Source organism: Methylobacterium radiodurans (assembly GCF_003173735.1).
GTDB classification, from domain to species: Bacteria; Pseudomonadota; Alphaproteobacteria; order Rhizobiales; family Beijerinckiaceae; genus Methylobacterium; species Methylobacterium radiodurans.
Genome location: NZ_CP029551.1, coordinates 821,224 through 846,091 on the forward strand (window position 1 = coordinate 821,224; position 24,868 = coordinate 846,091).

The 24,868-nt window shown below is 72.5% G+C and carries 27 protein-coding genes; 18 read left to right on the forward strand and 9 right to left on the reverse strand.

Features of this window, described 5'->3' with window-relative positions; all coding sequences use genetic code 11:
• Positions 1-237 precede the first annotated feature (237 nt).
• Positions 238-1,068 (forward strand): pyruvate, water dikinase regulatory protein, encoded by an 831-nt coding sequence (locus tag DK427_RS03660; protein ID WP_109950082.1) that lies wholly within the window; start codon positions 238-240, stop codon positions 1,066-1,068.
• Positions 1,069-1,138: 70 nt separating this feature from the next.
• Here the strand turns inward: DK427_RS03660 and DK427_RS03665 are convergent, their stop codons facing one another.
• A complete protein-coding gene (locus tag DK427_RS03665) occupies positions 1,139-2,335 on the reverse strand; it encodes a trans-sulfuration enzyme family protein (protein WP_109950083.1) in 1,197 nt (398 codons plus the stop codon).
• A 134-nt stretch (positions 2,336-2,469) separates the two neighbouring features.
• On the opposite strand from DK427_RS03665, the gene DK427_RS03670 reads away from it, so the two are divergent.
• Positions 2,470-2,988, forward strand: a complete 519-nt coding sequence (locus DK427_RS03670; protein WP_109950084.1) for a TspO/MBR family protein — start codon at positions 2,470-2,472, stop codon at positions 2,986-2,988.
• A 60-nt stretch (positions 2,989-3,048) separates the two neighbouring features.
• Positions 3,049-5,370, forward strand: coding sequence for a Tex family protein (locus tag DK427_RS03675; RefSeq protein WP_109950085.1), 2,322 nt, complete (start codon positions 3,049-3,051; stop codon positions 5,368-5,370).
• On the opposite strand, the gene DK427_RS03680 is transcribed toward DK427_RS03675, so the two are convergent.
• On the reverse strand, positions 5,371-6,354 hold the full coding sequence (locus DK427_RS03680; RefSeq protein WP_109950086.1) for a hypothetical protein: 984 nt from the start codon (positions 6,352-6,354) through the stop codon (positions 5,371-5,373).
• Between the two features lie 99 nt (positions 6,355-6,453).
• Positions 6,454-7,008 carry a DUF4337 domain-containing protein gene (locus DK427_RS03685; protein WP_109950087.1) on the reverse strand — a complete coding sequence of 185 codons (555 nt, stop codon included), beginning with the start codon at positions 7,006-7,008 and terminating at the stop codon, positions 6,454-6,456.
• A 119-nt stretch (positions 7,009-7,127) separates the two neighbouring features.
• Between DK427_RS03685 and DK427_RS03690 the strand changes: the two genes are divergently transcribed.
• Entirely contained in the window at positions 7,128-7,859 is a 732-nt protein-coding gene (locus DK427_RS03690; protein WP_109950088.1) for an MBL fold metallo-hydrolase, read from the forward strand.
• Positions 7,860-7,906: 47 nt separating this feature from the next.
• On the opposite strand, the gene hemA is transcribed toward DK427_RS03690, so the two are convergent.
• The gene (hemA, locus tag DK427_RS03695) at positions 7,907-9,202 is read right to left on the reverse strand and encodes a 5-aminolevulinate synthase (RefSeq protein ID WP_109950089.1); all 1,296 of its coding nucleotides are present in this window, start codon (positions 9,200-9,202) and stop codon (positions 7,907-7,909) included.
• Positions 9,203-9,524: 322 nt separating this feature from the next.
• On the opposite strand from hemA, the gene DK427_RS03700 reads away from it, so the two are divergent.
• The gene (locus DK427_RS03700; protein WP_109950090.1) at positions 9,525-9,719 is read left to right on the forward strand and encodes a hypothetical protein; all 195 of its coding nucleotides are present in this window, start codon (positions 9,525-9,527) and stop codon (positions 9,717-9,719) included.
• An 84-nt stretch (positions 9,720-9,803) separates the two neighbouring features.
• Complete coding sequence (murA, locus tag DK427_RS03705; protein WP_109950091.1) at positions 9,804-11,093, forward strand: UDP-N-acetylglucosamine 1-carboxyvinyltransferase; 1,290 nt, start codon at positions 9,804-9,806, stop codon at positions 11,091-11,093.
• 64 nt (positions 11,094-11,157) lie between these two features.
• Here the strand turns inward: murA and DK427_RS03710 are convergent, their stop codons facing one another.
• Positions 11,158-11,481 carry a hypothetical protein gene (locus tag DK427_RS03710; protein WP_109950092.1) on the reverse strand — a complete coding sequence of 108 codons (324 nt, stop codon included), beginning with the start codon at positions 11,479-11,481 and terminating at the stop codon, positions 11,158-11,160.
• Between the two features lie 233 nt (positions 11,482-11,714).
• On the opposite strand from DK427_RS03710, the gene DK427_RS03715 reads away from it, so the two are divergent.
• The 4 genes from DK427_RS03715 to DK427_RS03730 are packed head-to-tail and all read left to right on the forward strand — an operon-like array spanning position 11,715 to position 14,483.
• Positions 11,715-12,149: a DUF2948 family protein gene (locus tag DK427_RS03715; RefSeq protein WP_109950093.1), complete on the forward strand. Its 435-nt coding sequence runs from the start codon at positions 11,715-11,717 to the stop codon at positions 12,147-12,149.
• A gap of 38 nt (positions 12,150-12,187) precedes the next feature.
• The gene (gene hisD / locus DK427_RS03720; protein ID WP_109950094.1) at positions 12,188-13,483 is read left to right on the forward strand and encodes a histidinol dehydrogenase; all 1,296 of its coding nucleotides are present in this window, start codon (positions 12,188-12,190) and stop codon (positions 13,481-13,483) included.
• Positions 13,484-13,495: 12 nt separating this feature from the next.
• A complete protein-coding gene (locus tag DK427_RS03725; RefSeq protein WP_109950095.1) occupies positions 13,496-13,987 on the forward strand; it encodes a UPF0262 family protein in 492 nt (163 codons plus the stop codon).
• 25 nt (positions 13,988-14,012) lie between these two features.
• The gene (locus DK427_RS03730; protein ID WP_109950096.1) at positions 14,013-14,483 is read left to right on the forward strand and encodes an arsenate-mycothiol transferase ArsC; all 471 of its coding nucleotides are present in this window, start codon (positions 14,013-14,015) and stop codon (positions 14,481-14,483) included.
• Here the strand turns inward: DK427_RS03730 and DK427_RS03735 are convergent.
• Positions 14,461-15,324: a C40 family peptidase gene (locus DK427_RS03735; protein ID WP_109950097.1), complete on the reverse strand. Its 864-nt coding sequence runs from the start codon at positions 15,322-15,324 to the stop codon at positions 14,461-14,463. The two genes, DK427_RS03730 and DK427_RS03735, sit on opposite strands and share 23 nt — an antisense overlap.
• Positions 15,325-15,662: 338 nt before the next feature.
• Here DK427_RS03735 and DK427_RS03740 point away from each other — a divergent pair, with 338 nt between their 5' ends.
• Positions 15,663-15,995: a hypothetical protein gene (locus DK427_RS03740; RefSeq protein ID WP_425452532.1), complete on the forward strand. Its 333-nt coding sequence runs from the start codon at positions 15,663-15,665 to the stop codon at positions 15,993-15,995.
• Positions 15,996-16,001: 6 nt separating this feature from the next.
• Here DK427_RS03740 and DK427_RS03745 read toward each other — a convergent pair whose 3' ends face one another.
• Both DK427_RS03745 and DK427_RS03750 read right to left on the reverse strand, forming a co-directional pair.
• A complete protein-coding gene (locus DK427_RS03745) occupies positions 16,002-16,691 on the reverse strand; it encodes an SDR family oxidoreductase (RefSeq protein ID WP_109950099.1) in 690 nt (229 codons plus the stop codon).
• Between the two features lie 257 nt (positions 16,692-16,948).
• Entirely contained in the window at positions 16,949-17,659 is a 711-nt protein-coding gene (locus tag DK427_RS03750; protein WP_109950100.1) for an MgtC/SapB family protein, read from the reverse strand.
• Positions 17,660-17,884: 225 nt separating this feature from the next.
• On the opposite strand from DK427_RS03750, the gene DK427_RS03755 reads away from it, so the two are divergent.
• The 7 genes from DK427_RS03755 to DK427_RS03785 all read left to right on the forward strand — a co-directional run bounded on the left by DK427_RS03755 (position 17,885) and on the right by DK427_RS03785 (position 24,535).
• Positions 17,885-18,898, forward strand: coding sequence for an AAA family ATPase (locus DK427_RS03755; protein WP_109950101.1), 1,014 nt, complete (start codon positions 17,885-17,887; stop codon positions 18,896-18,898).
• A gap of 74 nt (positions 18,899-18,972) precedes the next feature.
• The gene (locus DK427_RS03760) at positions 18,973-19,830 is read left to right on the forward strand and encodes a DUF58 domain-containing protein (protein ID WP_109950102.1); all 858 of its coding nucleotides are present in this window, start codon (positions 18,973-18,975) and stop codon (positions 19,828-19,830) included.
• A gap of 45 nt (positions 19,831-19,875) precedes the next feature.
• Complete coding sequence (locus DK427_RS03765; RefSeq protein WP_109950103.1) at positions 19,876-20,340, forward strand: DUF4381 domain-containing protein; 465 nt, start codon at positions 19,876-19,878, stop codon at positions 20,338-20,340.
• 4 nt (positions 20,341-20,344) lie between these two features.
• Positions 20,345-21,370: a VWA domain-containing protein gene (locus DK427_RS03770; RefSeq protein WP_109950104.1), complete on the forward strand. Its 1,026-nt coding sequence runs from the start codon at positions 20,345-20,347 to the stop codon at positions 21,368-21,370.
• Positions 21,367-22,293 carry a VWA domain-containing protein gene (locus DK427_RS03775; protein WP_109950105.1) on the forward strand — a complete coding sequence of 309 codons (927 nt, stop codon included), beginning with the start codon at positions 21,367-21,369 and terminating at the stop codon, positions 22,291-22,293. The genes DK427_RS03770 and DK427_RS03775 overlap by 4 nt, the downstream gene beginning before the upstream one ends.
• Positions 22,293-23,204 (forward strand): tetratricopeptide repeat protein, encoded by a 912-nt coding sequence (locus DK427_RS03780; protein WP_109950106.1) that lies wholly within the window; start codon positions 22,293-22,295, stop codon positions 23,202-23,204. The genes DK427_RS03775 and DK427_RS03780 overlap by 1 nt, the downstream gene beginning before the upstream one ends.
• Complete coding sequence (locus DK427_RS03785; protein WP_109953981.1) at positions 23,204-24,535, forward strand: BatD family protein; 1,332 nt, start codon at positions 23,204-23,206, stop codon at positions 24,533-24,535. Before DK427_RS03780 ends, DK427_RS03785 begins: the two co-directional genes overlap by 1 nt.
• A gap of 6 nt (positions 24,536-24,541) precedes the next feature.
• Here the strand turns inward: DK427_RS03785 and DK427_RS03790 are convergent, their stop codons facing one another.
• Positions 24,542-24,838, reverse strand: coding sequence for a helix-turn-helix domain-containing protein (locus DK427_RS03790; protein ID WP_204165263.1), 297 nt, complete (start codon positions 24,836-24,838; stop codon positions 24,542-24,544).
• Positions 24,839-24,868 lie beyond the last annotated feature (30 nt).

Genomic DNA, 24,868 nt, shown 5'->3' on the forward strand with positions numbered 1-24,868 from the left:
CGGGATAGGCTCGGCCCCAGAAGGCCTTGGGCGCAGGCGATGCGCGGAACGCGTGCCGGCGTCCCGGATTCTCCCACGCACCCGGATTCCGGGTCGTTTGCCGACGTGCCTGTTGAGCGCGGAGTCGACGAGCGGGACGGAGCCGGCGCTGGACCCCGCCGCCGGGGCATCCTATCCACATTCATCGACTCCCCTGACGGCTCCCGGTGGACAAGCGCGGAGCGCCGAGGCGACCGGATGAGCCGCAGCTACTTCCACCTCCACCTCGTCTCGGACTCCACCGGCGAGACCCTGATCAATGTCGGCCGCGCGGCCGCCGCCCAGTACGAGGGCGTCTCGGCGATCGAGCACGTCTACCCGCTGGTGCGCTCCGCCTCCCAGCTCGAGCGGGTGATCTCCGAGATCAAGGCCGCGCCGGGCCTCGTGCTCTACACGCTGGTCGGCGGCGACCTCGGCGAGCGGCTCGAAGGCGCCTGCCGCGAGAGCGGCTCGCCCTGCCTCTCGGTGCTCCAGCCCGTGCACGCGTTGCTGCAATCCTATCTCGGCGCTCCCGTCGCGGCGCGGCCCGGCGCCCAGCACATGCTGAACGCCGAGTACTTCAAGCGCATCGACGCGATGAACTTCACGCTCGCGCACGACGACGGCAACCTGCCGCACGATCTGGAAGAGGCGGACGTGATCCTGCTGGGCGTCAGCCGCACCTCGAAGACGCCGACCTCGATCTACCTGGCGAACCGCGGGCTGAAGACCACGAACCTGCCCCTCGTTCCCGGCGTCCCCCTGCCGCCGGAACTGGAGCGGGCCCGGCGCCCGCTGATCGTCGGGCTGTTCGCGAGCCCCGAGCGGATCGTGCAGATCCGCCAGAACCGGATCCTCAGCCTGCAGGCGGACGAGTCGACGACCTACGTGGACCGCACGGCCGTCGCCGACGAGATCACGGCCTCGCGCCGGCTCTTCACACGCAATCGCTGGCCGACCATCGACGTGACCCGCCGCTCCATCGAGGAGACCGCCGCGGCGATCCTCGATCTCTACCGCGACCACCGCCTGAAGTTCATCGCGGTGTGAGGATGACCCGGATCCTGTGATCCGCGGTTCCTGAGGGTGGCCGGCTCTCACGGACGAGCCCCGTCGCGACCTAGGTGTGGGCCGCCCGGAGCGCCGCGTCGAGGTCGGCGAAGAGGTCGTCCGGGTCCTCGATGCCGGTCGAGAGGCGCAGGAGATCCGGCGGGCAGGGCGTGCCCGGCCCCTCGACCGAGGCGCGGTGCTCGATCAGGCTCTCGACGCCGCCGAGCGAGGTCGCTCGCTTCCACAGCCCGACCCGGGCGGCGGTCGCGATCGCCGCCGCCTCGCCGCCCCGGACCCGGATCGACAGCATGTAGCCGAAGCCGCTCTCCATCTGCTGGGCGGCGACCGCGTGGCCGGGATCGTCGGGCAGGCCCGGATAGAGCACGCGCGCGACGTGCGGGTGGCGGCTCAGCCGGGCCGCGAGGTCCATCGCGCCCGCCGCCTGCCGCTCCGCCCGGAGGTGCAGGGTGCGCAGCGAGCGCGTGAGCAGGTAGGCCTCGAACGGCCCGAGGATCGCGCCCCCGCTCGCCCGGATCGCGCCGATCCGAGCCCAGAAGGCGTCGGCCTCCCGGGCAGCCAGCACGCCCGCGACCACGTCCGAGTGCCCGTTGAGGATCTTGGTGCCCGAATGCATGACGAGGTCGGCGCCGAGCGCGAGCGGCCGGGTGTGGACCGGCGAGGCGGCGGTGGAGTCGACGGCGAGCCGGGCGCCCGCGGCGTGCGCGATCTCGGCCGCGCCCGCGATGTCGGTGACGGTCCAGAGCGGGTTGCCGGGCGTCTCGATCCAGACGAGCTTCGTCCGCCCCGGCTGCACGGCCGCGCGCAGGCGTTCCGGATCCTCCGCGTCCACGAAGTCGACCGCGAGGCCGCGGCGCGGCCCCTCCTCGCGCAGCCAGCGCTTCAGGGCCCAGTACATGACGTTGGGCGCCACCACGTGGTCGCCGGGCTCCAGCGCGCCGAAGACAGTGGTGGCCGCCGCCATGCCGGAGCCGAACAGCAGCGCGCCGGCTTGCGCCTCCTCCAGCATCGCCAGCACGGCCTCGGCCTCGCGCACGGTGGCGTTGTCGGGCCGCGCGTAGGCGAAGCCGGAGGAATAGGCGTTGTCGGGATCGCGGATGAAGGTGGTGGCGACGTGGAGCGGCGGCACCACGCCCTTGGTGACCGGGTCGATCCGGCCGAGCGCCTGCGCGGCGCGGCTGCGGCGGGAGAACGCCTGCGCCGGCCCGTCCGCATCCTCGGGGCCGGGCGGCGCGTTGGTCCTTGACATGGCGGTCTCCCGTTCGGTCGCTGCCCCTGCCCGAGCGCCGGTCGGCGCGCTAGGTGGCGGCGTGGACGGCGCCTGACACGATCCGCCCCGGGACGGCAAGGCGGGCGACCGACACGACCTGCGCGAGCCCCAGCATGAGCACCGCCCTCCACGTTCCCGAAGAGCCGGCCCTGCGGCCCGGGCTGCGGCTCGCCGTGGCCGTCCTGCCGGTCGTCGTCACCGCCGCCCTCGGCTCCGCCTCGACGCAGGCCGAGATCCCGGGCTGGTACGCCGGCCTGAACAAGCCGGGCTTCAACCCGCCGAACTGGGTGTTTCCGGTCGCCTGGACCATCCTCTACACGATGATCGCGGTCTCGGCCTGGCGGCTGCTCGGCGCGATGCCGCGCACGGGCCCCGCGCGCCAGGGCTGGTGGCTCGCGGTCGCGGCCTTCGCGGTGCAGCTCGTGCTGAACGCCGCCTGGACGCCGGTCTTCTTCACCGCCCACGCGATCGGCGCCGCGCTCGTCGTGGTGGTGGCTCTTCTCGTGATGGTGCTCTGGACCATCCGGCTGAGCTGGCGCTTCGACCGGATCGCCGCCTGGCTCCTCGTGCCCTATGCCGGCTGGGTCGCCTTCGCGAGCTTGCTTAACGCCGCGATCCTGCGCCTCAACTGACCCTGGCTTGACGCCCGCCCAAGGCCGGCGCCACACCCCCCCTCCAGCCAGGGAGGGACCATGACCGGCATCAACGGGCGCATCGCGGCGGAACTCGGCGTGGCCGAGAGCCAGGTGAAGGCGGCGGTCGATCTCCTCGACGGCGGCGCCACGGTGCCGTTCATCGCCCGCTACCGCAAGGAGGCCACCGGCGCGCTGGACGACGCCCAGCTGCGCACGCTCGAGGAGCGCCTTGCCTACCTGCGCGACCTCGAAGGGCGTCGCACCGCGATCCTCGACAGCATCCGCCAGCAGGGCAAGCTCGACACGGATCTGGCCGCGCAGATCGCCCGAGCCGACACCAAGGCGCGACTCGAAGACCTCTACCTGCCGTACCGGCCCAAGCGCCGCAGCAAGGCGCTCGCCGCCCGCGAGGCCGGGCTGGAGCCGCTGGCCGAGGCTCTCGTCGCCCGGCCGGATCTCGATCCCGTGGTGCAGGCGAGTCGATTTGCCGGCAAAAATGATGTTCCGGACGCGGAGGCGGCCCTGGAGGGTGCCCGCGCGATCCTCATCGAGCGTGCCTGCGAGAGCGCCGAACTCGTCGGATCGCTGCGCGAGACCGGCTGGCAGCGGGGCCGCATGACGGCCGCTGTTCGCAAGGGCAAACGCGAGGTGGGTGAGAAGTTTGCCGACTATTTCGAGTTCTCCGAGCCGCTGACCAAGCTCCCGTCGCACCGCATCCTCGCCCTGTTCCGGGGCGAGAAGGAGGAGGTGCTGGACCTCGATATCGCCGACGGCGAGGAGCCGCGGCCCGGTGCGCTCGCCTGGCAGGAGGCGCGGATCGCGCAGGTGCTCGGCGTCGCCGACCGGGGCCGTCCCGGTGACCGCTTCCTCCTCGACAGCGTGCGGCAGTGTTGGCGCAAGCGCCTGAAGCCCGCCACCGACACGGATCTCCGCGCGCGTCTCTGGGCGGTGGCGGAGGAGGGGGCCGTCACGGTCTTCGCCCGCAACCTGCGCGACCTGCTGCTCGCCGCGCCGGCCGGCGCGCGGCCGACCCTCGGGCTCGATCCAGGCTACCGCACTGGCGTGAAGGTCGCGGCGGTGGACACCACCGGCAAGGTGGTGGCGATCGACACGATCTATCCCCACGAGCCGCGGCGCGACTGGAACGGCGCGCTGGCAGCGCTCGCCAAGCTGGTGCTGGCGCACAAGATCGAGCTGATCGCGGTCGGCAACGGCACGGCCTCGCGCGAGACCGACCGGCTCGCTGCCGAACTCGTCGCCAAGCTCCCCGACGCCAAGCTCACCAAGGTCCTCGTCTCGGAGGCCGGCGCCTCGGTCTACTCGGCCTCGGCCTACGCCTCGGCCGAGCTGCCGAACCTCGACGTGACGCTGCGGGGCGCGGTCTCGATCGCCCGGCGGCTGCAGGACCCGCTGGCCGAGCTGGTGAAGATCGAGCCGAAGGCGATCGGCGTCGGGCAGTACCAGCACGATCTGGCGGACGGAAAGCTCGCCCGCTCCCTCGACGCGGTGGTGGAGGATTGCGTGAACAGCGTCGGGGTCGACGTGAACAGCGCCTCGGCCCCGTTGCTCGCCCGGGTCTCGGGCCTTTCGGAGCGGGTGGCCTCGAACATCGTCGTCCACCGCGACGCCAACGGGCCGTTCCCCAAGCGGGCCGCTTTACGCAAGGTGCCGGGCCTCGGGCCGAAGGCCTATGAGCTGGCCGCGGGCTTCCTGCGCATCCGCGGCGGCGCGGACCCTCTCGACGCCTCCGGCGTCCATCCGGAAGCCTATCCGGTGGTGAAGCGGATCCTGGCGGCGACGGGCCGGCCGATCGAGGCCCTGATCGGCGACGGCGCCACCCTGCGCGGCCTCGCGCCCAACGCCTTCGTGGACGAGAGCTTCGGCCTGCCGACGGTCACCGACATCATCGCCGAGCTGGAGAAGCCCGGCCGCGACCCGCGCCCGAGCTTCCGCACTGCCGCCTTCGCGGAGGGCGTCGAGACGATCGGCGACCTGCGGCCCGGAATGCGGCTGGAGGGTGTGGTGACGAACGTCGCGGCCTTCGGCGCCTTCGTGGATATCGGCGTGCATCAGGATGGGCTGGTGCACATCTCGATGCTGGCCGACCGTTTCGTGAAGGACCCGCGCGAGGTGGTGAAGCCCGGCGACGTGGTGCAGGTGCGGGTGCTGGAGGTCGATGCCGCCCGCAAGCGCATCGCGCTCAGCATGCGCTCGGACGAGGCGGCGCGTCCCGCGCGCCGAGAAGGACCCGCACCGGCCGCGGGCCGGCCGGCCCCGCGCCCGCAGGCCGAGCGCGCGCCGGCCGCGAGATCCGATCCGGCTGGCGCGCTCGCCGACGCCCTGCGCCGGGCGGCCGAGGGCAAGCCGCGCGGCCGATGATCAGTTGACGAGCCCGCGCTGGGCCTTCGACTTCAGGCGCTGCCCCTGGAAGACCAGGGTCACCGAGAAGGTCCCGCCGCGGTCGGTCCAGCTATAGGTCTCGAAGGTGCCGAGCCCCGGGATCGTCGCGGTGCCGTCGCTCGCGCCGCGGCAGCCGAGCAGGCTCTCGACCTCGGGCATCCGCATGTCGGCCTGAAGCAGCTCGAAGCTGCGCAGGCCGACGGCGCAGTTCGGGCTGCCCGCCGGCCGGGGCTCGCCCGCGTCGGGCGCGAACGCCGCATGCCGCGGAGCCCCAAAGGCTGCCGACAGGGCGAGCTGGGGCCCACGCTCCCTGTTCGCTCCGCTGGCCGTCCCAGCCCCCGGCCCTGCGGCCGGCATATCGGCCGATGTGGCCGCTGGGGTCTCGGCCCGCTCGATTCGCTCCGCGTCCCGGAAGGCCTCGGCGGCCATTTGGCTGGGATCGCGCGCAGGCGCGGCCGTGCTGCCGGGCCCCGCCTTGCCGGCCGTGACCTTGGCGGGGATGAAGGCGGCGCCCTGGCGCAGGCCGCGCTCGCCTGGACGGGGTGCCGTCCGGGCGCTTCCGTCGGCCGCGCGCTGCTGTGGGACCTCGGAGACTTCCTCCGCGGGCTCAAGCGCGCGGGCAAGGATCACCGTCCGGCGCAAGGCTGACTCGAAGCGGCGCACCGGCCCCGGATCGGCGTGGGCGCCGGACAGGCGCGCCTCGCAGGCCGCGAAGGCCGCACCGGCATCACGGATCTCCGCCTCGCTCCACGCGCTCGCAGCCTTGCCGAACAGATCGACGTCCCGTCTCTCGCCCGGGCGCGCGACCGGGTCGCCGTCGAGTGACCCGAGCAGGTCGGCGGCGAGCGCGCGGTGCCGGCCGCAGCCGCCGCCCGCTGCGAGGGCCGCACGGAACGGGGAGGCCTCCGCCGCGGCGGAGGCGCAGCCTGCCAGGAGCAGGACCAGGGCGAGACGCTTGCGCATGAGGCGGTGTCCGGATGCGGTTCAGGTCATCCGGCCATGCGGCCCCAGGTCTATGAAGGCTCCGTTAAAACCACCCTCGGTTGCTGTGGGCGGCCTCTCTCAGAACAGGTGCAGGGCGTGGGGTGCTAGGAAGCCGAAGCCCAGCATCACCGCGCCGGCCGCGCCGAGGAGGCCGCCCGCCACCGCGAGCGCCACGATGCCGGTGATGACCTGGGCCGAGGCCAGCACGATGCCGATCTGGAAGGCCGCCGAGGCCAGCTCGTAATGGTGGTAGCGGTGGAGCGAGAGGTCGCGCTTCTCCTGGTTCGCCTTGGCCTTCTCGGCGAGTTCCTTGCGGCCCTCGCCGGTCGCGGGCTCCGAGTCCCAGCGCGCCATGGTCTTGGCCCACTCGGCGCGCTTGGCCTGCACCGCCTCCTGGTTCGGCCCGGGGGGCGCGAGCGCCACCATCTCGTCGGCTGTCTTCAGCACCGTGCTGCGGATGGTGCGGGCCTGGAAGAAAGCCCACTGGTTGGCGGCCTCGATATTGGCACCGATCGCCTCGGTCTGCGCCGCCTTGCCCAGCGTCTCGCTGAAGGCCAGGAACAGCGCCAGCACCGAGATCAGCAACGCTACCCGCTTGTTGGAACCCTCGATCGCCCCGTGACCGCCCGACATCCCCGATCCCCCTGATTCGTGAGCGGGGGAGCTACAGCGCATCTCCTGCGGCGGTGCAACAGCCACGGGAGCGCGGGCGGGCGTCGCCGCGTTGGTCCCGGAACGCGGAGGGTCCGGCCATGCGACTGACGGTTCTGGGTTGCGGCGACGCCTTCGGCTCGGGCGGGCGCCTGCACACCTGCTTCCACATCGCCGGGGAGGGCACCGGCTTCCTGATTGATTGCGGAGCCTCCGCCCTCATCGCCATGCGCCGCTTCGGCGTCGATCCAAACGGGATCGACACGGTGTTCCTCACGCATCTGCACGGCGACCATTTCGGCGGCCTGCCCTGGCTGATTCTCGACGGGCAGCTCGTGAGCGGCCGGACGACGCCGCTGACCATCGTCGGGCCGCCCGGGATCCGGGAACGGCTTCCCGCCGCGATGGAGGTGCTGTTCCCGGGATCCAGCACGGCGGAGCGGGCCTTCGCGGTCACGGTGCGGGAGATCGCGGCCGGCGCCCCGGCGGCGTTCGGCCGGGTCGTGGTGGAGGCCTTCGCGGTCGAGCACCCCTCCGGCGCTCCGTCGCACGCCCTGCGGCTCACCCATGCGGGACGCGTGGTGACCTATACGGGCGACACGCAGTGGGTCGACGCGCTGATCCCGGCTGGCCGGGACGCCGACCTGATGATCGCCGAGGGCTACACGGTGGAGCGGCCGGTGAAGTTCCACCTCGACTGGGCGACGCTCAACCACAACCTCTCGGAGATCGCGCCGAAGCGGCTCATGCTCACCCACATGAGCCCTGAGATGATCGCCCATCCGCCCGACGGCTACATCGCTGCGGAGGATGGGCTGGTACTGGAGCTGTGAGCACTTGGCTCCTTCACCCGCAGAGAGGGGAGGGAGAAAACGGGTGCTTACTCCGCCGCCTCGACGAAGACCGTGCCGGCGCGCGGCAGGTCGAGCGCGTCCCAAGTCTCGGCCAGCGCCGCGGTGAGCTTGTGGATCTGCGCCTCGTCGTGGAACGGTGAGGGCGTGATGCGCAGGCGCTCGGTGCCGCGCGGCACGGTGGGGTAGTTGATCGGCTGGATGTAGATGCCGTGGCACTCCAGCAGGTGGTCCGCGGCCGCCTTGCACAGCTCCGCGTCGCCTACCATCACCGGCACGATGTGCGTCTCGGTGTGCAGCACCGGCAGGCCCGCCGCCTCCAGGGCCGCCTTGGTCTGCCCCGCCTGGCGCTGGTGCGCCTCGCGCTCGACCTGCGAGCGCTTCAGGTAGCGCACCGAGGCGCGGGCAGCCGCCGCCACCGCGGGCGGCAGCGCGGTGGTGAAGATGAAGCCGGCCGCGAAGGAGCGCACCGCGTCGAGCACCGCGGCCGATCCCGTGATGTAGCCGCCGACGCAGCCGAAGCCCTTGGCGAGCGTGCCCTCGATCACGTCGACCCGGTGCATCACCCCGTCGCGCTCGGCGATGCCCGCGCCGCGCTCGCCGTAGAGGCCGACCGCGTGGACCTCGTCGAGGTAGGTCATGGCGCCGTAGCGGTCGGCGAGGTCGCAGATCTTGCCGATCGGCGCCACGTCGCCGTCCATCGAGTAGACGGACTCGAACACGATGAGCTTCGGCCGGTCGCCGGCCTCGATCAGAAGCTCTTCCAAGTGCCCGAGATCGTTGTGGCGGAAGATGCGCTTCTCGCAGCCCGAATGGCGCACGCCCTCGATCATCGAGTTGTGGTTGAAGGCGTCCGACAGGATCAGGCAGTTCGGGATCAGCTTGGCGATCGTCGAGATGCCGGCCTGGTTCGAGACGTAGCCGGAGGTGAAGACGAGGCCCGCCTCCTTGCCGTGGAGATCCGCGAGCTCGCGCTCCAGGTCGACCAGCGGCGAGTTGTTGCCGGCGATGTTGCGGGTGCCGCCCGCGCCGACGCCGCAGCGCCGGGCCGTCTCGGTCATGGCGCCCACCACCTCGGGGTGCTGACCCATGCCCAGATAGTCGTTCGAGCACCACACGGTGATCTCGCGGGTCGAGCCGTCCGGGCGGCGCCAGTTCGCCTGCGGGAAGCGGCCGGCCACGCGCTCGATATCGGCGAAGACGCGGTAGCGGCGCTCGCCGTGCAGCTTGTCCAGCGCGGCGCGGAAGTAGCCCTCGAAGTCGGTCTTGATGCCGGGTCCGGACGATGCGGTCTTCGGGGCAGCGGGCATCCGGGTCACGGGCATGAGGATCCTTCGGGTGGCTGGCACGGACGGACGAGCCGTCGCGGCGCGGGATCGTTCGGCACGCGAGACCCACGCGGGCCTCCGGCGAGCATCGGACGTTTGGATTGACGTCCGCTGAACCTAGAGAGAGGCCCCGGACGCAGGCTGGCGGTTTCCTTGAGCGTTCTTGCGGCAGCGTCTTTGGGCGCTGTCGGGGAGGAAGATACAGGCGGATCTGGAATGGGTTCAAGGTGAGTTCTAACATTCCTGCCCTGTGCGGGGCAGAAGTGCGGGCTCAGGGTGACGATGCGCCGCGCGCGAGCGCCGCGATGACGGGACGACGATGGCGGATACGGGCGAGACGCGCGCGGAGCGGTTGAAGGCGGCGCTGCGCGACAACCTGCGGCGGCGCAAGGCGCAGGAGCGCGCCAAGGCGCCGGACCGGGTGCAGGGCGGGACGGCCCCACAGCCCCGCTCCGACGCGCCGGGTACCGATGCGTCCGGCTCCGGTCCCGATTCCGACAAAACTGGACTATAGCCTGCGGACAAGCATGGGCGCACCGTCGCGCCCGACGGGACGACAGGCGCCGCGCGAGGCCGCGGGGCGCCTCAGGGAACCAGCATGGACCGCATCCACATCACCGGTGGCACCGAGCTGCACGGAACCATCCCGATCTCGGGCGCCAAGAACGCGGCGCTGCCGCTGATGATCGCGAGCCTGCTCACCGGGGAGACGCTGGAACTCGTCAACGTGCCGCGGCTCGCCGACATCAACGCGCTGACCCGCATTCTCGGCAACCACGGCGTCGACCAGACGGTGGTTGGCAAGCGCCCCGGGCAGACAACCGAGACCGGCCAGACCGTCCGGCTCACAGCCTCGAACGTCATCGACACGACCGCCCCCTACGAGCTGGTCTCGACGATGCGGGCGAGCTTCTGGGTGGTGGCGCCGCTGCTTGCCCGCTTCGGCGAGGCCAAGGTCTCGCTGCCGGGCGGCTGCGCCATCGGCACGCGGCCCGTGGATCTCCTCATCATGGCACTGGAGCGTCTCGGCGCGCAGATCGAGATCGACGGCGGCTACGTGGTGGCCAAGACCAAGAACGGCCTGCGCGGCGCCGAGATCAGCTTCCCGAAGGTTACGGTCGGCGGCACGCACGTCGCCCTGATGGCGGCCGCGCTCGCCTACGGCACCACCGTGATCGAGAACGCCGCCCGCGAGCCCGAGGTGGTCGATCTCGCCGAGTGCCTCACCAAGATGGGCGCGCGCATCAAGGGGGCGGGCACGCCGCGCATCGAGATCGAGGGCGTGGCGCGGCTCAACGGCGCCCGCCACGAGGTCCTGCCCGACCGGATCGAGACCGGCACCTACGCCATGGCGGTGGCGATGACGGGCGGCGACGTGGTCTTGGAGAACACCCGCGCCGACCTGCTGCACGCGGCCCTCGACGTGCTGGCCACGACGGGCGCCGAGGTGACGCAGGTGCCGGACGGCATCCGGGTGCGCCGCAACGGCGCCGGCATCGCGGCGGTGGACGTGACCACCGACCCGTTCCCGGGCTTCCCCACCGACCTGCAGGCGCAGTTCATGGCGCTGATGACGCTGGCCAAGGGGAGTTCGCGCATCCGCGAGACGATCTTCGAGAACCGCTTCATGCACGTGCAGGAACTGGCCCGCCTCGGCGCCAGGATCCGCCTCGACGGGGATGCGGCGATCGTCGAGGGCGTCGAGCGCCTGAAGGGCGCGCCCGTGATGGCGACGGATCTGCGCGCCTCGGTGTCGCTGGTGATCGCGGGCCTTGCCGCCGAGGGCGAGACCCAGATCAACCGGGTCTACCACCTCGATCGTGGCTTCGAGGCGCTCGAGGCCAAGCTCGGCCGCTGCGGCGCCCGGATCGAGCGCGTGCGGGCTTGAGCCAATGAAAGGGGCGCCCGATCGCTCGGGCACCCCTTCAAACCTCTCGAGGGATTGGACGGCGTCAGCCGCCGATCGCACCGCGTTTGAAGCCGAAGCCCGGAATCTCGCAGCCGCAGGGCGCGTTGAACGGGGCCGGACGGGTCGGGCAGTTGCCGCGCGAGGTCACGCAGATGCTGCCGCCGCGCCGCCCGAAATCCCGGCGCCGCTCGTAGCGGTCGTCGTAGTAGTCGTCCCGGCGGCGGCGCTCGTAACGGTCGTAGCGATCCTCGTAGCCGCGATCGAACCGGCGCGGGCCGTCATCGTAGTACTGCGCGCTGGCCGGCACGGCGGCCAGGGTCGTTCCCAGTGTCAGGGCGGCGAGAGCCGCGAGCGTGAAGCGCGTCACCGGTCGGTCTCCTCGAACGTCGTTCGTGTTGTGAGGCCGAGATAGCGGGCGTTGCCTGAACGGCACCTGATCCTGATGACCGACATGTCGCGACGGCATGCGGGCGCCTGCGTCGGTGCCCGTTGTCGATCCCCTGTGCCACCGCTACCTACGCCCCAGCGTTTTCACGTGAAATTTACCCTCCGGCCAAGCATCCGGATCCGCCGGATGCGCCATCCAGCCAAGGTGTCCGCATGGAGCTCTTGAAGCTCACCGCCCTCGATGCCGAAGACCTCACGGTGATCTCCGCCCATTTGCAGGACGCTGTCCTGCGGGCCGGCGACCTGACCTATCTGGCGGCAGAGCATCGCTTCGTCCTCGTGGCCCGGCGCTTCGACTGGTCGGTCGGTCCCGGCGAGCTGGAGCGGCGGCGGCTTACGGGCGTGCATTTCGAGCGGGTGCTCGGCGTGCGCACCCGCGGCATCGCGCCGGGCGGGAACGCGGACACGGCGCTGAACCTGCTCGCTGTCACCTTCACGCCGGGCGAGCCGCCCTCCGGCACCGTGACGCTGATCTTCTCAGGGGACGCCGCGATCCGGCTCGACGTGGAGTGCGTCGAGGTGCAGATGAAGGATCTCGGCCCGGTCTGGGAGGCCGAGAGCCGGCCCGGCCACGGCGACGCGGCCTGATCACCACCGGCTCCCGCAACACGAAACGACACGGCTCCATGGTTCGTCTCGACAGCTCCGCCCCGACCTTCCAGGACGACTTCGCGCGCCTCCTCACCGTGAAGCGCGAGATCGCCGAGGATGTGGACGAGGCCGTGCGCGGCATCATCGCGGGCGTGGTCGCAGGAGGCGACGCCGCCCTCGTCGACTACACCCGCCGCTTCGACCGGCTCGGCGAGGACTTCACCGAGGGCAGCCTGCGGGTCACGGAGGCGGAGATCGCGGCGGCCGTCGCGGCCTGCCCGGCCGACCAGATCGAGGCCCTGACGCTCGCGGCCGAGCGGATCGAGCATTTCCACCGCGCCCAGGTACCCGCCGACCACCGCGAGACCGACGCGCTCGGCGTCACCGCGGGGTGGCGCTGGACGGCGCTCGAATCGGTCGGCCTCTACGTGCCGGGCGGCACCGCGAGCTATCCTTCGTCCGTCCTGATGAACGCGGTGCCGGCGCGCGTCGCGGGCGTGCCGCGCATCGTCATGGTGGCGCCCGCGCCCGAGGGCCGGATGAACCCGCTGGTTCTGGCCGCCGCCCACCTGTCGGGCGTGCACGAGGTCTACCGCGTCGGCGGCGCCCAGGCGGTCGCGGCGCTGGCCTACGGCACCCGGACCATCGCGCCGGTTGCCAAGATCGTCGGTCCCGGCAACGCCTGGGTGGCGGCAGCCAAGCGCCGGGTCTTCGGGCAGGTCGGCATCGACATGATCGCCGGTCCCTCCGAGGTGCTGATCCTGGCCGACGGTCACGCCAACCCGGACTGGATCGCCGCCGACCTCCTGGCGCAGGCCGAGCACGACACCGCGGCCCAGGCCATCCTGATCACCGACAGCGCGGACCTCGCCGAGGCCGTCGAGGCGGCGGTCGAGCGCGCGCTCACCACGCTGCCCCGCCAGGAGATCGCGCGGGCGAGCTGGCGCGATTACGGCGCGATCATCCGGGTGCGCGACTTCGACGAGGCCGTGCCGCTCACCGACCGCCTCGCTCCCGAGCATCTGGAGATCGAGACCGCGGACCCGGAAGGCCTGGCCGCCAAGGTCCGCAACGCGGGCGCGATCTTCCTCGGCTCGCACACGCCGGAGGCGATCGGCGACTACGTGGGCGGTCCCAACCACGTGCTGCCGACCGCCCGCTCGGCCCGCTTCTCCTCCGGCCTCGGCGTGCTCGATTTCATGAAGCGCACGACGATCCTCGCCTGCACGCCGGAGAGCTTGCGGGCGCTCGGCCCGGCGGCGATAAACCTCGGCCGGTCGGAGGGCCTGGAGGGCCATGCCCGCTCCGTCGCGATCCGGCTGAACCTGTGAGGCAGGCTTAAGATGTCGGAGGCCAGGAACGAGCGCTCGCCGCACCGCCTCGTCGCGGTGACGCTCGACGAGGATTCGATCGGCCGCGGCAACCCGGACCAGGAGCACGAGCGCGCCATCGCGATCTTCGACATCCTGGAGGACAACCAGTTCGTCATCCCGGGCCGGGACGAGGGGCCGTACCGGCTGCATCTCGGGCTCGTGGAGAACAAGCTCTCCTTCGCGATCAGCACGGAGTCGCGCGAGCCGGTGATGACGCATCTCCTCTCGCTCACCCCCTTCCGGCGGGTGATCCGCGACTACGAGATGATCTGCGAGAGCTACTACAACGCGATCCGCACGGCCTCGCCGACGCAGATCGAGGCGATCGACATGGGTCGCCGAGGCCTGCACAACGAGGCCTCCGAGACCCTGAAGCAGCGCCTCGAGGGCAAGGTCGACCTCGACCACGACACGGCGCGGCGGCTCTTCACCCTGATCTTCGCCCTGCACTGGAAGGGCTGACGGCGTGGGGCGGGGCTAGGCTCCGATGGACGAGACCGCGCCGGGCCTCGCACCGAAGAAGAAACGGGTCCAGTCGGTCCTGTTCATGTGCAACTTCAACGCCGTGCGCTCGCCCGCCGCGGAGGCGATCGCGCGTCACTATTTCGGCAAGTCGATCTACGTCCAGTCGGCGGGCGTGCGCGAGGGCGAGCCGGTCGATCCCTTCATGGTGGCGGCGCTGGACGAGATCGGCATCGACGCCAAGAAGCACCGGTCCCGCACCGTCGAGCAGCTGGAGGAATGGGAGGGGCTGAACTTCGACCTCATCGTCACCCTGGCGCCCGAGGCCCACCACGCCGCCCTGGAACTGACACGGACGCTCGCGGCGGACGTGGAGTACTGGCCCACGCCCGACCCCACCGCCCTCTACGAGGCCTCGCGCGAGCAGCGGCTCGACGCCTACCGCGACGTGCGCGACGGGCTGATCCGGCGGATCAAGAGCCGGCTGAAGGGGTGAGCGGCAGCCGCCGCACGGACGTCACCGGCCCGTAGCTCTTCTCCAGAATGCGCGCGACGGCCGTCTGCAGCGGCTCGACCGCCACCGCCATGTGGTGCCCGTTGGCGTGGATCAGGCGCGTCCCGTCGAGCATCATCCCGACATGGCCGCGCCAGAACACGAGGTCGCCCCGGCGCAGGTCGGCGAGGTCGTTCGGGAGGGCTTCCCCCAGCGCCCGCTCCTGCTGGTCCGCGTCGCGCGGGCAGGTCCGCCCGGCAAGCTCCAGGCAGAGCTGGACCAGCCCCGAGCAGTCGAGCCCGAGCGTGGTGCGACCGCCCCAGAGATAGGGCGCGCCGACGAGGCGCTCCGCCGTGCCGGCGAAATCCGGCTCGACTTCGTGAATCGGGCGGCAATGACCGGCGAAGACGTAGCCGTCAGCGACCCTCAGGTAATCGCCCTCGGTCCCCGTCACCGCGAGCGCCGCGCCGAGCCCGAGATGGGCGCGGGGCGGGCGCTTCAGGTCGGGCGCCGGATAGAGGAAGGTGCGCAGCGCCGCGACGCGATGGGTCGGCGCCGGGTCGGCGGGTCCGAGGCTGTCGGCCGTCAGATAGCCCACATAGCCGTCATGGACGAGCTGGACCCAGGTGAAGCCGTCGCGCACCTCGTAGACCTGCACGGCGTCGCCCAGAACGGCCTCGGTGTCGATGCCGGATTCCATAGACGGCGCCCGGCGCAGGGGCGCGGAGGGCACGACGACGCGACGCGCATCCCCGGCGACGAAGCGCCGGGCCTTCACCCGGCCCTCCAGGACGATGTCGGCTAGGTCCGGTCGGGCGGGGGTGAGGCGCGGGTCGAGGGGCATGGGATCTTCCGGAAGCGGTGACACCGGTGATTCTCCCGCTTCGCGGCGGTTCGTTGACGATCGCGATGAACGATGATGCGCCCAGCCCGTTGACGACTGATCAAGACGTCAGGCGCTGCGGGACGTCGATCCCCTGCTCTGTGGCACCGCACAAGCCGACGAGTCCCGCATCGGCGCGACATCGGTCAATCCTGATACGGCGGCGCCTAAAGTCTAGGCGTTCGGCAAGAGCCGAGCCAGCCGCCATGCATGCGAAAAAATCTTTCCTTCCATTTTGATGCGGTGCACAATCGGCCGCAACACCCTATGTTCGGCCCATGAACCGTGCGAGCCGTGCCGTGAAGAAATCGCCGAAGAGCTTCGCTGACCTGCCACCGATCCGGGTGCGTCGCGAACCGCCGACCATCGCCGAGGCGGTCGCCGCCGCCCAGGACCTCGCGGACGACATCGAGCAGCAGGTCGAGATCGCCTGCGGGCTGATCGGCTTGTCCGCGGAGGAGGTGCGCCCGCATGTGCTGGCCGCCGCCCGCAAGAAGCCCGAGCGGGTGCCGGAGCGGATCATGAGCCCCGGCAGCCCGAGCCGGGCGCCCCGCACCGTCATCGTCGAGCGCCGCACCCGGGCGCCCGTGGTGGTGGAGCGGCGCGGCCGCCCCCTCGACCCGCGCCGCTGACCGGGCCTACCAGGCCAGGGTCTCGCCCCGGTAATCGACATAGGCCACGCCCGGCTCGCCCAGCCGGGCCTCGATCACGTCCGCCATGCCGGTGACGCTGGTCGCCACATCGATATCGGCCTCCGCGCCTCCCATGTCGGTGCGGACCCAGCCCGGATGGACCAGAAAGACGCTGATCCCGCTGTCGCGATGGCGGACCTCGAAGCTGCGCGCCAGCGTGTTCAGCGCCGCCTTGCTGGCCCGGTAGGTCTCCCAGCCGCCCGACTCGTTGAGCCCGACGCTGCCGAGGATCGAGCTCATCAGCGCGAGGCTGCCGCCCGGCGCCAGCCGATCGCGAAAGGCCTCGGCGAAGCGGATCGGGCTGATCGCGTTCGTCAGGTAGACCTGGGCGGCGACGTCCCGGGGCACCGTGTGGGCCGGGTCGTGCGCCTGTGTCGCCACGCCCGCCACCACGAAGATCACGTCGTAGGCCTGCGACCCAAGCCGCTCGTGCAGGCCGGCCACGCCCGCGTCGTCGTCGATATCGACCGTTTCGACGGTGAGGCCGTCCGCCTTCAGCCGTTCCAGATCGGAGCCGGCCCGGCGCTGCGTGGCCGTAACGGTCCAGCCTCGCCGCAGCAGGGTCTCGGCGAGGCCTAGGCCGAGCCCGCGCGAGGCTCCGACGATCAGGGCGCGCTTGGATGAGGTGTCGCTCATAGGAGAATCTCCGGCGGGCGCCCGGCGCCCCGCTTGCCAGGGGCGAGGTCGGTCGCGGGCGGGGTTCGGTGAAGGGACCGCGCGCGCGGCGCGTGTGCCGGCGCACGCGGAGTCGGGATTAGGGAGCAGCCGGCTGTGATCGGTAGCCCCTCGACCGACCGTGATACGGAAGCGCCGCCCCTTTCCCGGATCACCCTCCGCTCGTGCTCCGGATGTCCGGGAAAGCGGCGCGAATGCGTTGGAGGCCGATCAGCTCCTCAATCCGCCGCCCGAACCGACCACGTCGCGTGACGGATGCGCGGGTCGCGGGCGAGGTCGTCCGTGACGGCGTCGAGTTCCCCGCCCTCGACCGCGTCGGCGAGCAGCGTCGCCACCACGTCGACCGCGTCCTCGCCGCGCTCCACAACTTCGACGCCGCGCACCGGGTAGCTCGCCGCCTCCAGCCGATCGACCAGGAGATCGCGGGCCGGCCCCGCCGCCTCGGTCGCGGTGGTGACCTGCACCTCGTAGGTCGCCTCGGTCTGGTCCTCGCGGATCGGCGCCCGGTTGATGGCATTCACGAGCGGGCGCAGCAGCGTGTTGCAGGCGAGCACCGCCGCGGTGACGAAGCAGGCCTCCAGCGGCAGGTCCGCTCCGGCGAAGGCGCCGACGGAAGCCGAGCACCAGAGCGTCGCGGCCGTGTTGAGGCCGCGCACGTTCATGCCCTCCTTCATGATCACGCCGGCGCCCAGGAAGCCGATGCCGGAGATCACGTAGGCCACGGTGCGGGTCGCGCCCTCGCCGCCGGTGAGCCGCATGCCGAGATCCACGAAGGCCGCCGCGCCCAGCGCCACCAGAACCGTGGTGCGCAGCCCCGCATTGCGCTGCCGGTACTGCCGCTCGGCACCGATGAGCGTGCCGAGCCCGAAGGCCACGGCGAGGCTGATGGCCGAGTTGACGGTCTCGGGAAGCGGCGTGAGCGAGATCATGGCGCCTCCTAGGCGCGGGCCGATGACGGAACCGTGACAGCCGGCTCTAGGGCAAATTGCCCGAGGCGGCACGATCCAGGGTTGCCGGGATTGACGCTTCCCCGGTCCGGCAGGCACACCGGTTTCCTATGGACCGATTAAGAGTCCGGCGCCCCGGCAGCGGCGCCCGAGGAGACGGCCAAGCATGACGCATCGTCCGGTCGCGACGGCGGGATTTCCCCGCGCATGAGTGGCATCAGTCTCGCCACCCGCACACCACCGTCCGAACAACCCGCCGCAGACGAAGCGTTGCGCGCCCGCATCCTGGGTCTGCGCGACGGGCTCCTCCACGGCCTGATCGGTTCGGACCGCCTCGTGGAGCGCCTGCTGATCGGCCTGCTCACCGGCGGCCATCTGCTGATCGAGGGCGCGCCCGGCCTCGCCAAGACGCGGGCGGTCAAGCGCCTCGCGGACGGGCTCGACGGTTCCTTCGCCCGGGTACAGTGTACGCCGGACCTGATGCCCGCCGACCTTACCGGCACCACGGTCTGGCGCCAGGACGCAGGCACCTTCGAGTTCCTGGCCGGCCCCCTGTTCCACGCGCTGATCCTCGTGGACGAGGTCAACCGCGCCCCGCCCAAGGTGCAGTCGGCGCTGCTCGAAGCGATGGCGGAAAGGCAGATCACGGTAGCGGGCCACACCCATCCGCTGCCCGACCCCTTTATGGTGGTGGCAACCCAGAACCCGATCGAGCACGCGGGCACCTTCCCGCTGCCGGAGGCGCAGCTCGACCGCTTCCTGCTCCACGTCGTGGTGGAGATGCCCGACGAGGCCGCCGAGCGCCGGATCCTCGATCTCGTCGAGGGTGAGCTGACCCACCATGCCGAAGCGATGCCGGCCAAGCTCAGCCTCGACGACGTGCGCGCCGCCCGCGAGGCCGCGCTCGCCACCTACGTCTCGCCCGCGCTGAAGGACTACTTGGTCCGCCTGGTCGCCGCGACGCGGACCGACGCGGCGGCGCCGGACCTGCGCGCCGCGATTGAGCACCCGGCCTCGCCCCGCGGGACGCTGGCGCTGATGCTCGCCGGCAAGGCGCGCGCCTACCTGCACGGGCGCGACCACGTCGTGCCGGAGGACATCGCCGACCTCGCCGCCGACGCGCTCTCCCACCGCATCGGCCTCACTTGGCGGGCCGCCGCCGAGGGGCGGACGACGCGCGACATCGTCGCCGGCCTCGTGCAGCGGGTGCGGGCGCTCTAGGGGTGGGGCAGAGGACGGACAGCAGGGCGGACGCTCCGGAGGATCCCGGCATCCACCTGTCGGGCGAGGCGCTGATGGGCCTGCGCCACCTCGCGCGCCGGGGCTCGGCGCCCGTGACCCGCACGCTCGCGGGCCTGCCCGGCGGCATCGTCACCCGGCGGCGCGGGCGCGGCTCGGAGCCCGACGACGTGCGGCTCTGGTCGGAGGGCGACGACATGCGCCACATCGACCGCAACGCCACCGCCCGCACGGGGCAGCTCCACACGCGCACCCACCACGACGAACGCGACCGCGCCGTAGTGCTCCTGGCCGATTTCCGGCCCTCGATGCTGTTCGGCACCCGCCGCACCCTGCGCTCGGTGGCCGCCGCCGAGGCGCTGGCGCTGCTCGGCTGGCGCGTCGTCGGCGACGGCGGCCGCGTCGGCCTCGTGGCAGCCCGAGCCGGTGAGCCTACGGCGCTGCGCCCGGCCGGTGGTGAGCGCGCGATGACCGCGGTGACCGGCGCCCTCGCCCTGGCGCACGCGCAGGCCTTGGCCGCACCCGACACGGCCGACCCGCCGCTCACGGATCTCCTCTCCGTGGCGGCGAGCCTGCTGCCGTCGGGCGGCCATCTCGTGATCGCGAGCGCGCTCGACGCGCCGGGCCCGGACTTCGAGCACCTGCTGACGCTCGCGGCGGAGCGGATCGCGATCCGGTTGATTCTCGTCAGCGACGCGTTCGAGCGGGCGCGGCCTGCTGGCCTCTACCCCTTCGCCCTACCGGACGGCCGCCGCGGCCTCCTCGACGGCGGCCGGCGGGCGCGGCCGGGCGCAACCGCCGAGGACCGCCTCGCCGAATACGCCCGCCGCGGCATCGCGGGCCTGCGCCTCGACGTCGAGGCGGGGCCCGAGGCCTACGCCCCGCTGATGGAGCGCCTCGATGCGGTGCTGTGAGGGGCGCTGTTTACACGGTGCGAAGCGCGCACGGGATCAGGTCGCATGAATCCTGAGACCGCTGCCGCCCTCGACCAGCTCCGCGGCCTGCACCTGCCGGGCAACGCCGCCGGCGCGCTGCAGGGCGAGGTCGTGGCCGCCGCCTTGGTCGGCTTCGCGACCGCGCTCGGTATCGGGCTGTTCCGCTTCCTCCGGTCCAGAGCCGGTACCACTCTGCGTCGGTCGGCGCTCCGCGAACTCGCGGCCACGCGCGAGCTTCCGCCCGAGGCCCGGCTCGTGGCGCAGGCGCGCCTGCTGCGCCGGATCGCGCGCACTCGCCTCGGCGAGGAAGCCGCCGCGGCTCATGGCGCCGAATGGGCGGCCCGGCTCGATCGCCTGTTCGCGACCGACCTCTTCAGCGCGGGCGCTGGCCGCGTGCTGGTGGACGGCCTCTACCGCCGCCACGCGGCGCCCGACGCCGCCGCCCTCGACGCGGAACTCGGCCGCCTCATCGGCCGGATGCGGGCCTGACGCGATGGCCCTTCTTCCGGCTTCCGCCAGCGCGCTCCTCTCCGCCCTCGACCTTGCGACCCCGCTGGCGCTCCTGCTGCTGCCCCTGCCCTGGCTCGCCGCGCGGCTCCTGCCCGCGGAGGCCGAAGGATCGAGCGGGGCGCTGCGCGTGCCGGCCTCGCTCGTGCCAGACGCGGGAGAGGCCGGTGCCATCGCCTCCCGCGGGCGGCGCCGGACCTGGCTGATCTGGACGCTCTGGGCCGCGCTCGTCCTCGCGGTGGCAGGCCCGCGCCTCGTCCTTTCCGGTGTTGCTTTGCCGGCTTCAGGTCGCGAGATCATGCTGGCGATGGACCTCTCCGGCTCGATGGAGCGCCGCGACTTCGCCCTCGACGGTGAGACGGTGAGCCGGCTCCAGGCCGTCAAGCGCGTCGGCGCCGACTTCATCCGCCGCCGGGCCGGCGACCGGATCGGCCTCGTGATCTTCGCAGACCAAGCCTACGTCGCGGCGAGCCCAACCTTCGACACCGCGAGCGTCGCGCGCGCCCTGGAGGAAGCCGGCATCGGGCTCGTCGGCCGCTCGACCGGCATCGGCGATGGGCTCGGGCTCGCGCTCCGCCGCCTCGACCCGCGCGATGCCGGGACGGAGGCCGGCCAGCTGGCCCCAGTGAGCGCCAAGGTCGTGGTCCTGCTCTCGGACGGGGCCAACAATGCTGGCCAGACGGCTCCGCGGGACGTGGCCGCGCTCGCCCGGGACCTCGGCATCCGCGTACACACCATCGCGCTCGGTCCCCGCGACCTCGCCAACGCGGACGGCGAGCAGGACGTGGTAGACACCGAGACCCTGCGGGAGATGGCGGAGGTCAGCGGCGGCCGCGCCTTCCGGGTGAAGACCACCGAGGATCTCGTCGCGGTGGCCGACAGCATCGACGCGATCGAGGGCGGCCGCGCCAAGGCGCCGCCGGTGCCGCTGCGGCGCGACCTCTGGCCCTGGCCCGCCGCCCTGGCGCTCCTCTGCGCCGCGGCCCTCCTCGCGAGCCGGAGGCGGGCATGAGCCTGGACAGCTTCACCCTGCTGCGGCCCTGGTGGCTCCTCGCCCTCCTGCCGCTCGCGCTCCTCGTCCTGCGGGCGACGTGGCGCGCGGCGCCGCTCGGCGACTGGCGTCGGGCGGTGGATCCGGCCCTGATGCGGCTGATGGAACGGCGCGGCGCCGTTCTCGGCGGACGGCGACAGGCCAACCTCGCGGCAGCGGTGGCGGCCGCCCTGATCGCGCTGGCGCTGACCGGCCCGGCGGTCGAGCGCCAGGATGCCGCGACCTTCCGCAACCTCGACGCCACCGTGATCGTGCTCGACCTCTCACGCTCGGTGACGGAGGGCGGCAGCCTGAAGGAGGTCCGCCAGACCGCGCAGGCCGTGGCGGAGGCTGCCGGCACCCGCTCGGTCGCGCTGGTCGTCTACGCGGGCGACGCCTACCTGGCGATGTCGCCGACGACCGACCGCGACAGCCTCGGCACCACCCTGTTCGCCCTAGACGCCGACACCGTGCCCGACCGGGGCAGCCATCCCGAGCGGGGTCTCGCGCTCGCCCGGCGCACGCTGGCCGAAGCCGATGTCGTGGCCGCCGACGTCGTGCTGATCAGCGACGGGGACGGACTCGGCGAGGCAGCCCGGCGCGAGGCCCGCGCCATCGCCGAGCGCGGCTGGCGCCTGCAGGGCCTGTTCGTGCCGACGACCCGACCCCTGCCTCCGGGCGCGCCGCGGCCCGATCGCGCGGCGCTGGATTCCATCGTGCGCGCGGGCGGCGGCTTGACGGCGGATCTCGACGCGCCGGCCCCCGTGCTTGACGCGGTCGGCGCCAGCACCGCCCAGCACCTCGCGGCCGGCGGCTACACGGTTCTGGCGTTCGCCGATCTCGGGCGCTGGCTGCTCCTGCTCGCCGCGCTCCCCGCCCTCCTGCTCTTCCGCCGGAGCGCCTGATGCGCGGCCCCGTCTCCTTCCCCCTGCCGGCTGCCCTGGCCCTTCCGCGCCGCTGGCTCCGCTACGCCCGCGGGTCGGGACTGGCGATCGCGGGAGCAGGCCTCCTCGCCCTCGGCGCCCTGTCGGAGCCGCGCACGGGCCTCGGCCGGCTGCTGATGGGCATCGGCCTGCCGGGGCTGGCCGCCGAGATCATCGCCGATCCGGCCTGGCGCGGGCCCGCCCTCTACGCGGCCGGCGACTATGGCCAAGCGGCCGCGATCTTCCGCAACGGCGGCCGGCGCAACGCCTACAACCTCGGCAACGCGCTCGCCCGCGCAGGCGACCTCGCGGGCGCGGTCGCGGCCTACGATCAGGCGCTGCAGTACAACCCGCGCGACGCCGACGCGCAGGCCAACCGTTCGCTGATCGCCCGGCTCATGGAGGAGGCGATCGACCGCGGCCCCGGCGGAGGCCTCGCCAACGGCACGGCGCAGTACGGGGCGCGCTACAACAACACGCGCAACCACGACCAGAGCGACGACATCCGGGCCACGTCGAGCGGCGAGGGTCTGGCCGGCAACAAGGAGGCCGGGTCGAGCGCCTCGCTGCCCGGCAACAGCAAGGTGGCCCGCCGCGGCCGGGCCGAGCAGCAGGCGGTGGATTCCGGCCGCGGCGAGGCCCGCGGCTCGGCGAGCGACGCGGCCGGGCGCGGGCGCACCGGCAGCGGCTCGGCCATGGTGGCGGCCGCCCCAGAGCGCGAGGTGCGGCGCGTGACCAAGAGCTTCGAGGCCCACGAGATCCGTCCCGACCGGCTCTGGCTCCAGACCCTGCCGGACGATCCCGGCCGCTACCTGAAGCTGCGCCTCAAGGCCGAGCAGACCCGCCGCATCGAGGCCGGCACCAACATGCCCGCCGGGAGCAACCCGTGGTGATGCGTTTGGAACTTCGCCGCGCGATCGTCCCTCCTCCCTCTGCGGGGGAGGGTAGCCTGCGAAGCAGAGGGGAAGAGACCGCGCGGTTCTGGCTCGCCCTTCCTCTCCTCCTCCTCGCCACCGCGGCCCACGCCGAGATCGAGCCCGGCGACCTCACCCTCACGGTGACGGCGGAGCGGGCCGGCAACGCGGCGCCCTACGCTCGCGAGATGGTGCTGCTGCGCATCCGCGGGCTCTACCGCCAGCAGATCCTGCTGGAGGAGGTGGTGCAGCCGACGCTCGCGAACTTCAGCTGGACCCAGCTCGGGCGCGACAACTGGCGGCGCGAGCGCTTGCCGGACGGGCAGGTGGGGCTCGCTTTCGACCGAACCGTGGCGATCTTCCCGCACCACGCGGGCGACTTCACCCTCGACCCCTTCGTGCACCGGCTCACCGTCAACGACGCGGGCACCCGCCGGGTGGTCGACGTGCGCTCGAACCCGATCCCGCTCCCCGTCGCGGCCTGGACGCAAGCGACCGGCGGTCCCGAGGCGAAAGAGCCCTGGTGGCTGCCCGCCCGCGACGTCAGCATCACCGATTCCTGGAGCCCCGACCCGGAAACGCTGAAGATGGGCGAGACCGGGCGGCGGATCGTGACGGTGGAGGCGCAGGGCATGGTGGCGGAGGGCCTGCCGCCCCGGCCGGTGATGCGCACCCGCGGCATCATCACCTTCGCGGGCCCGGTGACCCGCGAGACCATCCTCACACCCACCGGCCCGGTGGCGCGCGCGACCTACCAGTGGGACGTGCGACCCGGCGTGCCGGAGGTGATCCCCCTCGACGCGATCAGCATACCCTGGTTCGACACGGTCTCGCGCATGATGCGGGAGGCCGAGATCCCGGCCCGTCAGATCGGCGGCGGCCTCGTGGATCAGGGGGAGGCGGGCGCGGCGCCGGTCGCCCGCTCACCCCTGATCGCCGCGGCGGCAGGGCTGGCGGCCTTCGGGCTCGGGCTTCTGCTCCTCGGCTTCGGCCCCGGCGGCGCCCGCCTGCGCCTGCCTGGTCCTCATCGCCGCGCCCTGAAGCGCGCCGCGGCCGAGAATGATCCGGTGGCCTTCCGGGCAGCAGTCGCGGCCGCGACGCAGGCCGAGCCGGAGCTGGCGGCGCTCTGGCGCGCCCGGCCCGAGATCGTCGCAGGCCTGGCGGCGCTCGACCGGGTAGTCTACGCGCCCGCCGGCCGCGAGACGCCCGACCTCGCCGGCCTTGCCCGGCTGCTCGGCCGGTCCGAGCGCGCACCCCGCGCCGCTGGCACCGGGCCAGACCGGCTCAAGCCTATCGACGGACCAGCCTGACTTCTCTCAGGCCGCCTGTCCCAGCGTCTCTTCGACGAGGCGCGGATTGCGTTCGAGCAGGGCGAGCAGAACCAGCGCGGCCCCACGCGGTTGGCGCCGCGACTCCCACTGCCGCAGCGTTCCGACCGGGACGCCAATACTCTCGGCGAATGCGGTCTGCGCCTTGCCGGTCCGCTTGCGGATTGCTGCAACGTCGATGCTCGGGGGAACATGGAGCACCAATCCCGCTGCTGTCTCACCCCGCGCATGGGCACCGGCTCCTCGCAGGCCCGCAACGATGTCGCCGAACACGTCGTCCGTCACATCGGACCTCCTCCGCCTCCTTCATCTGCC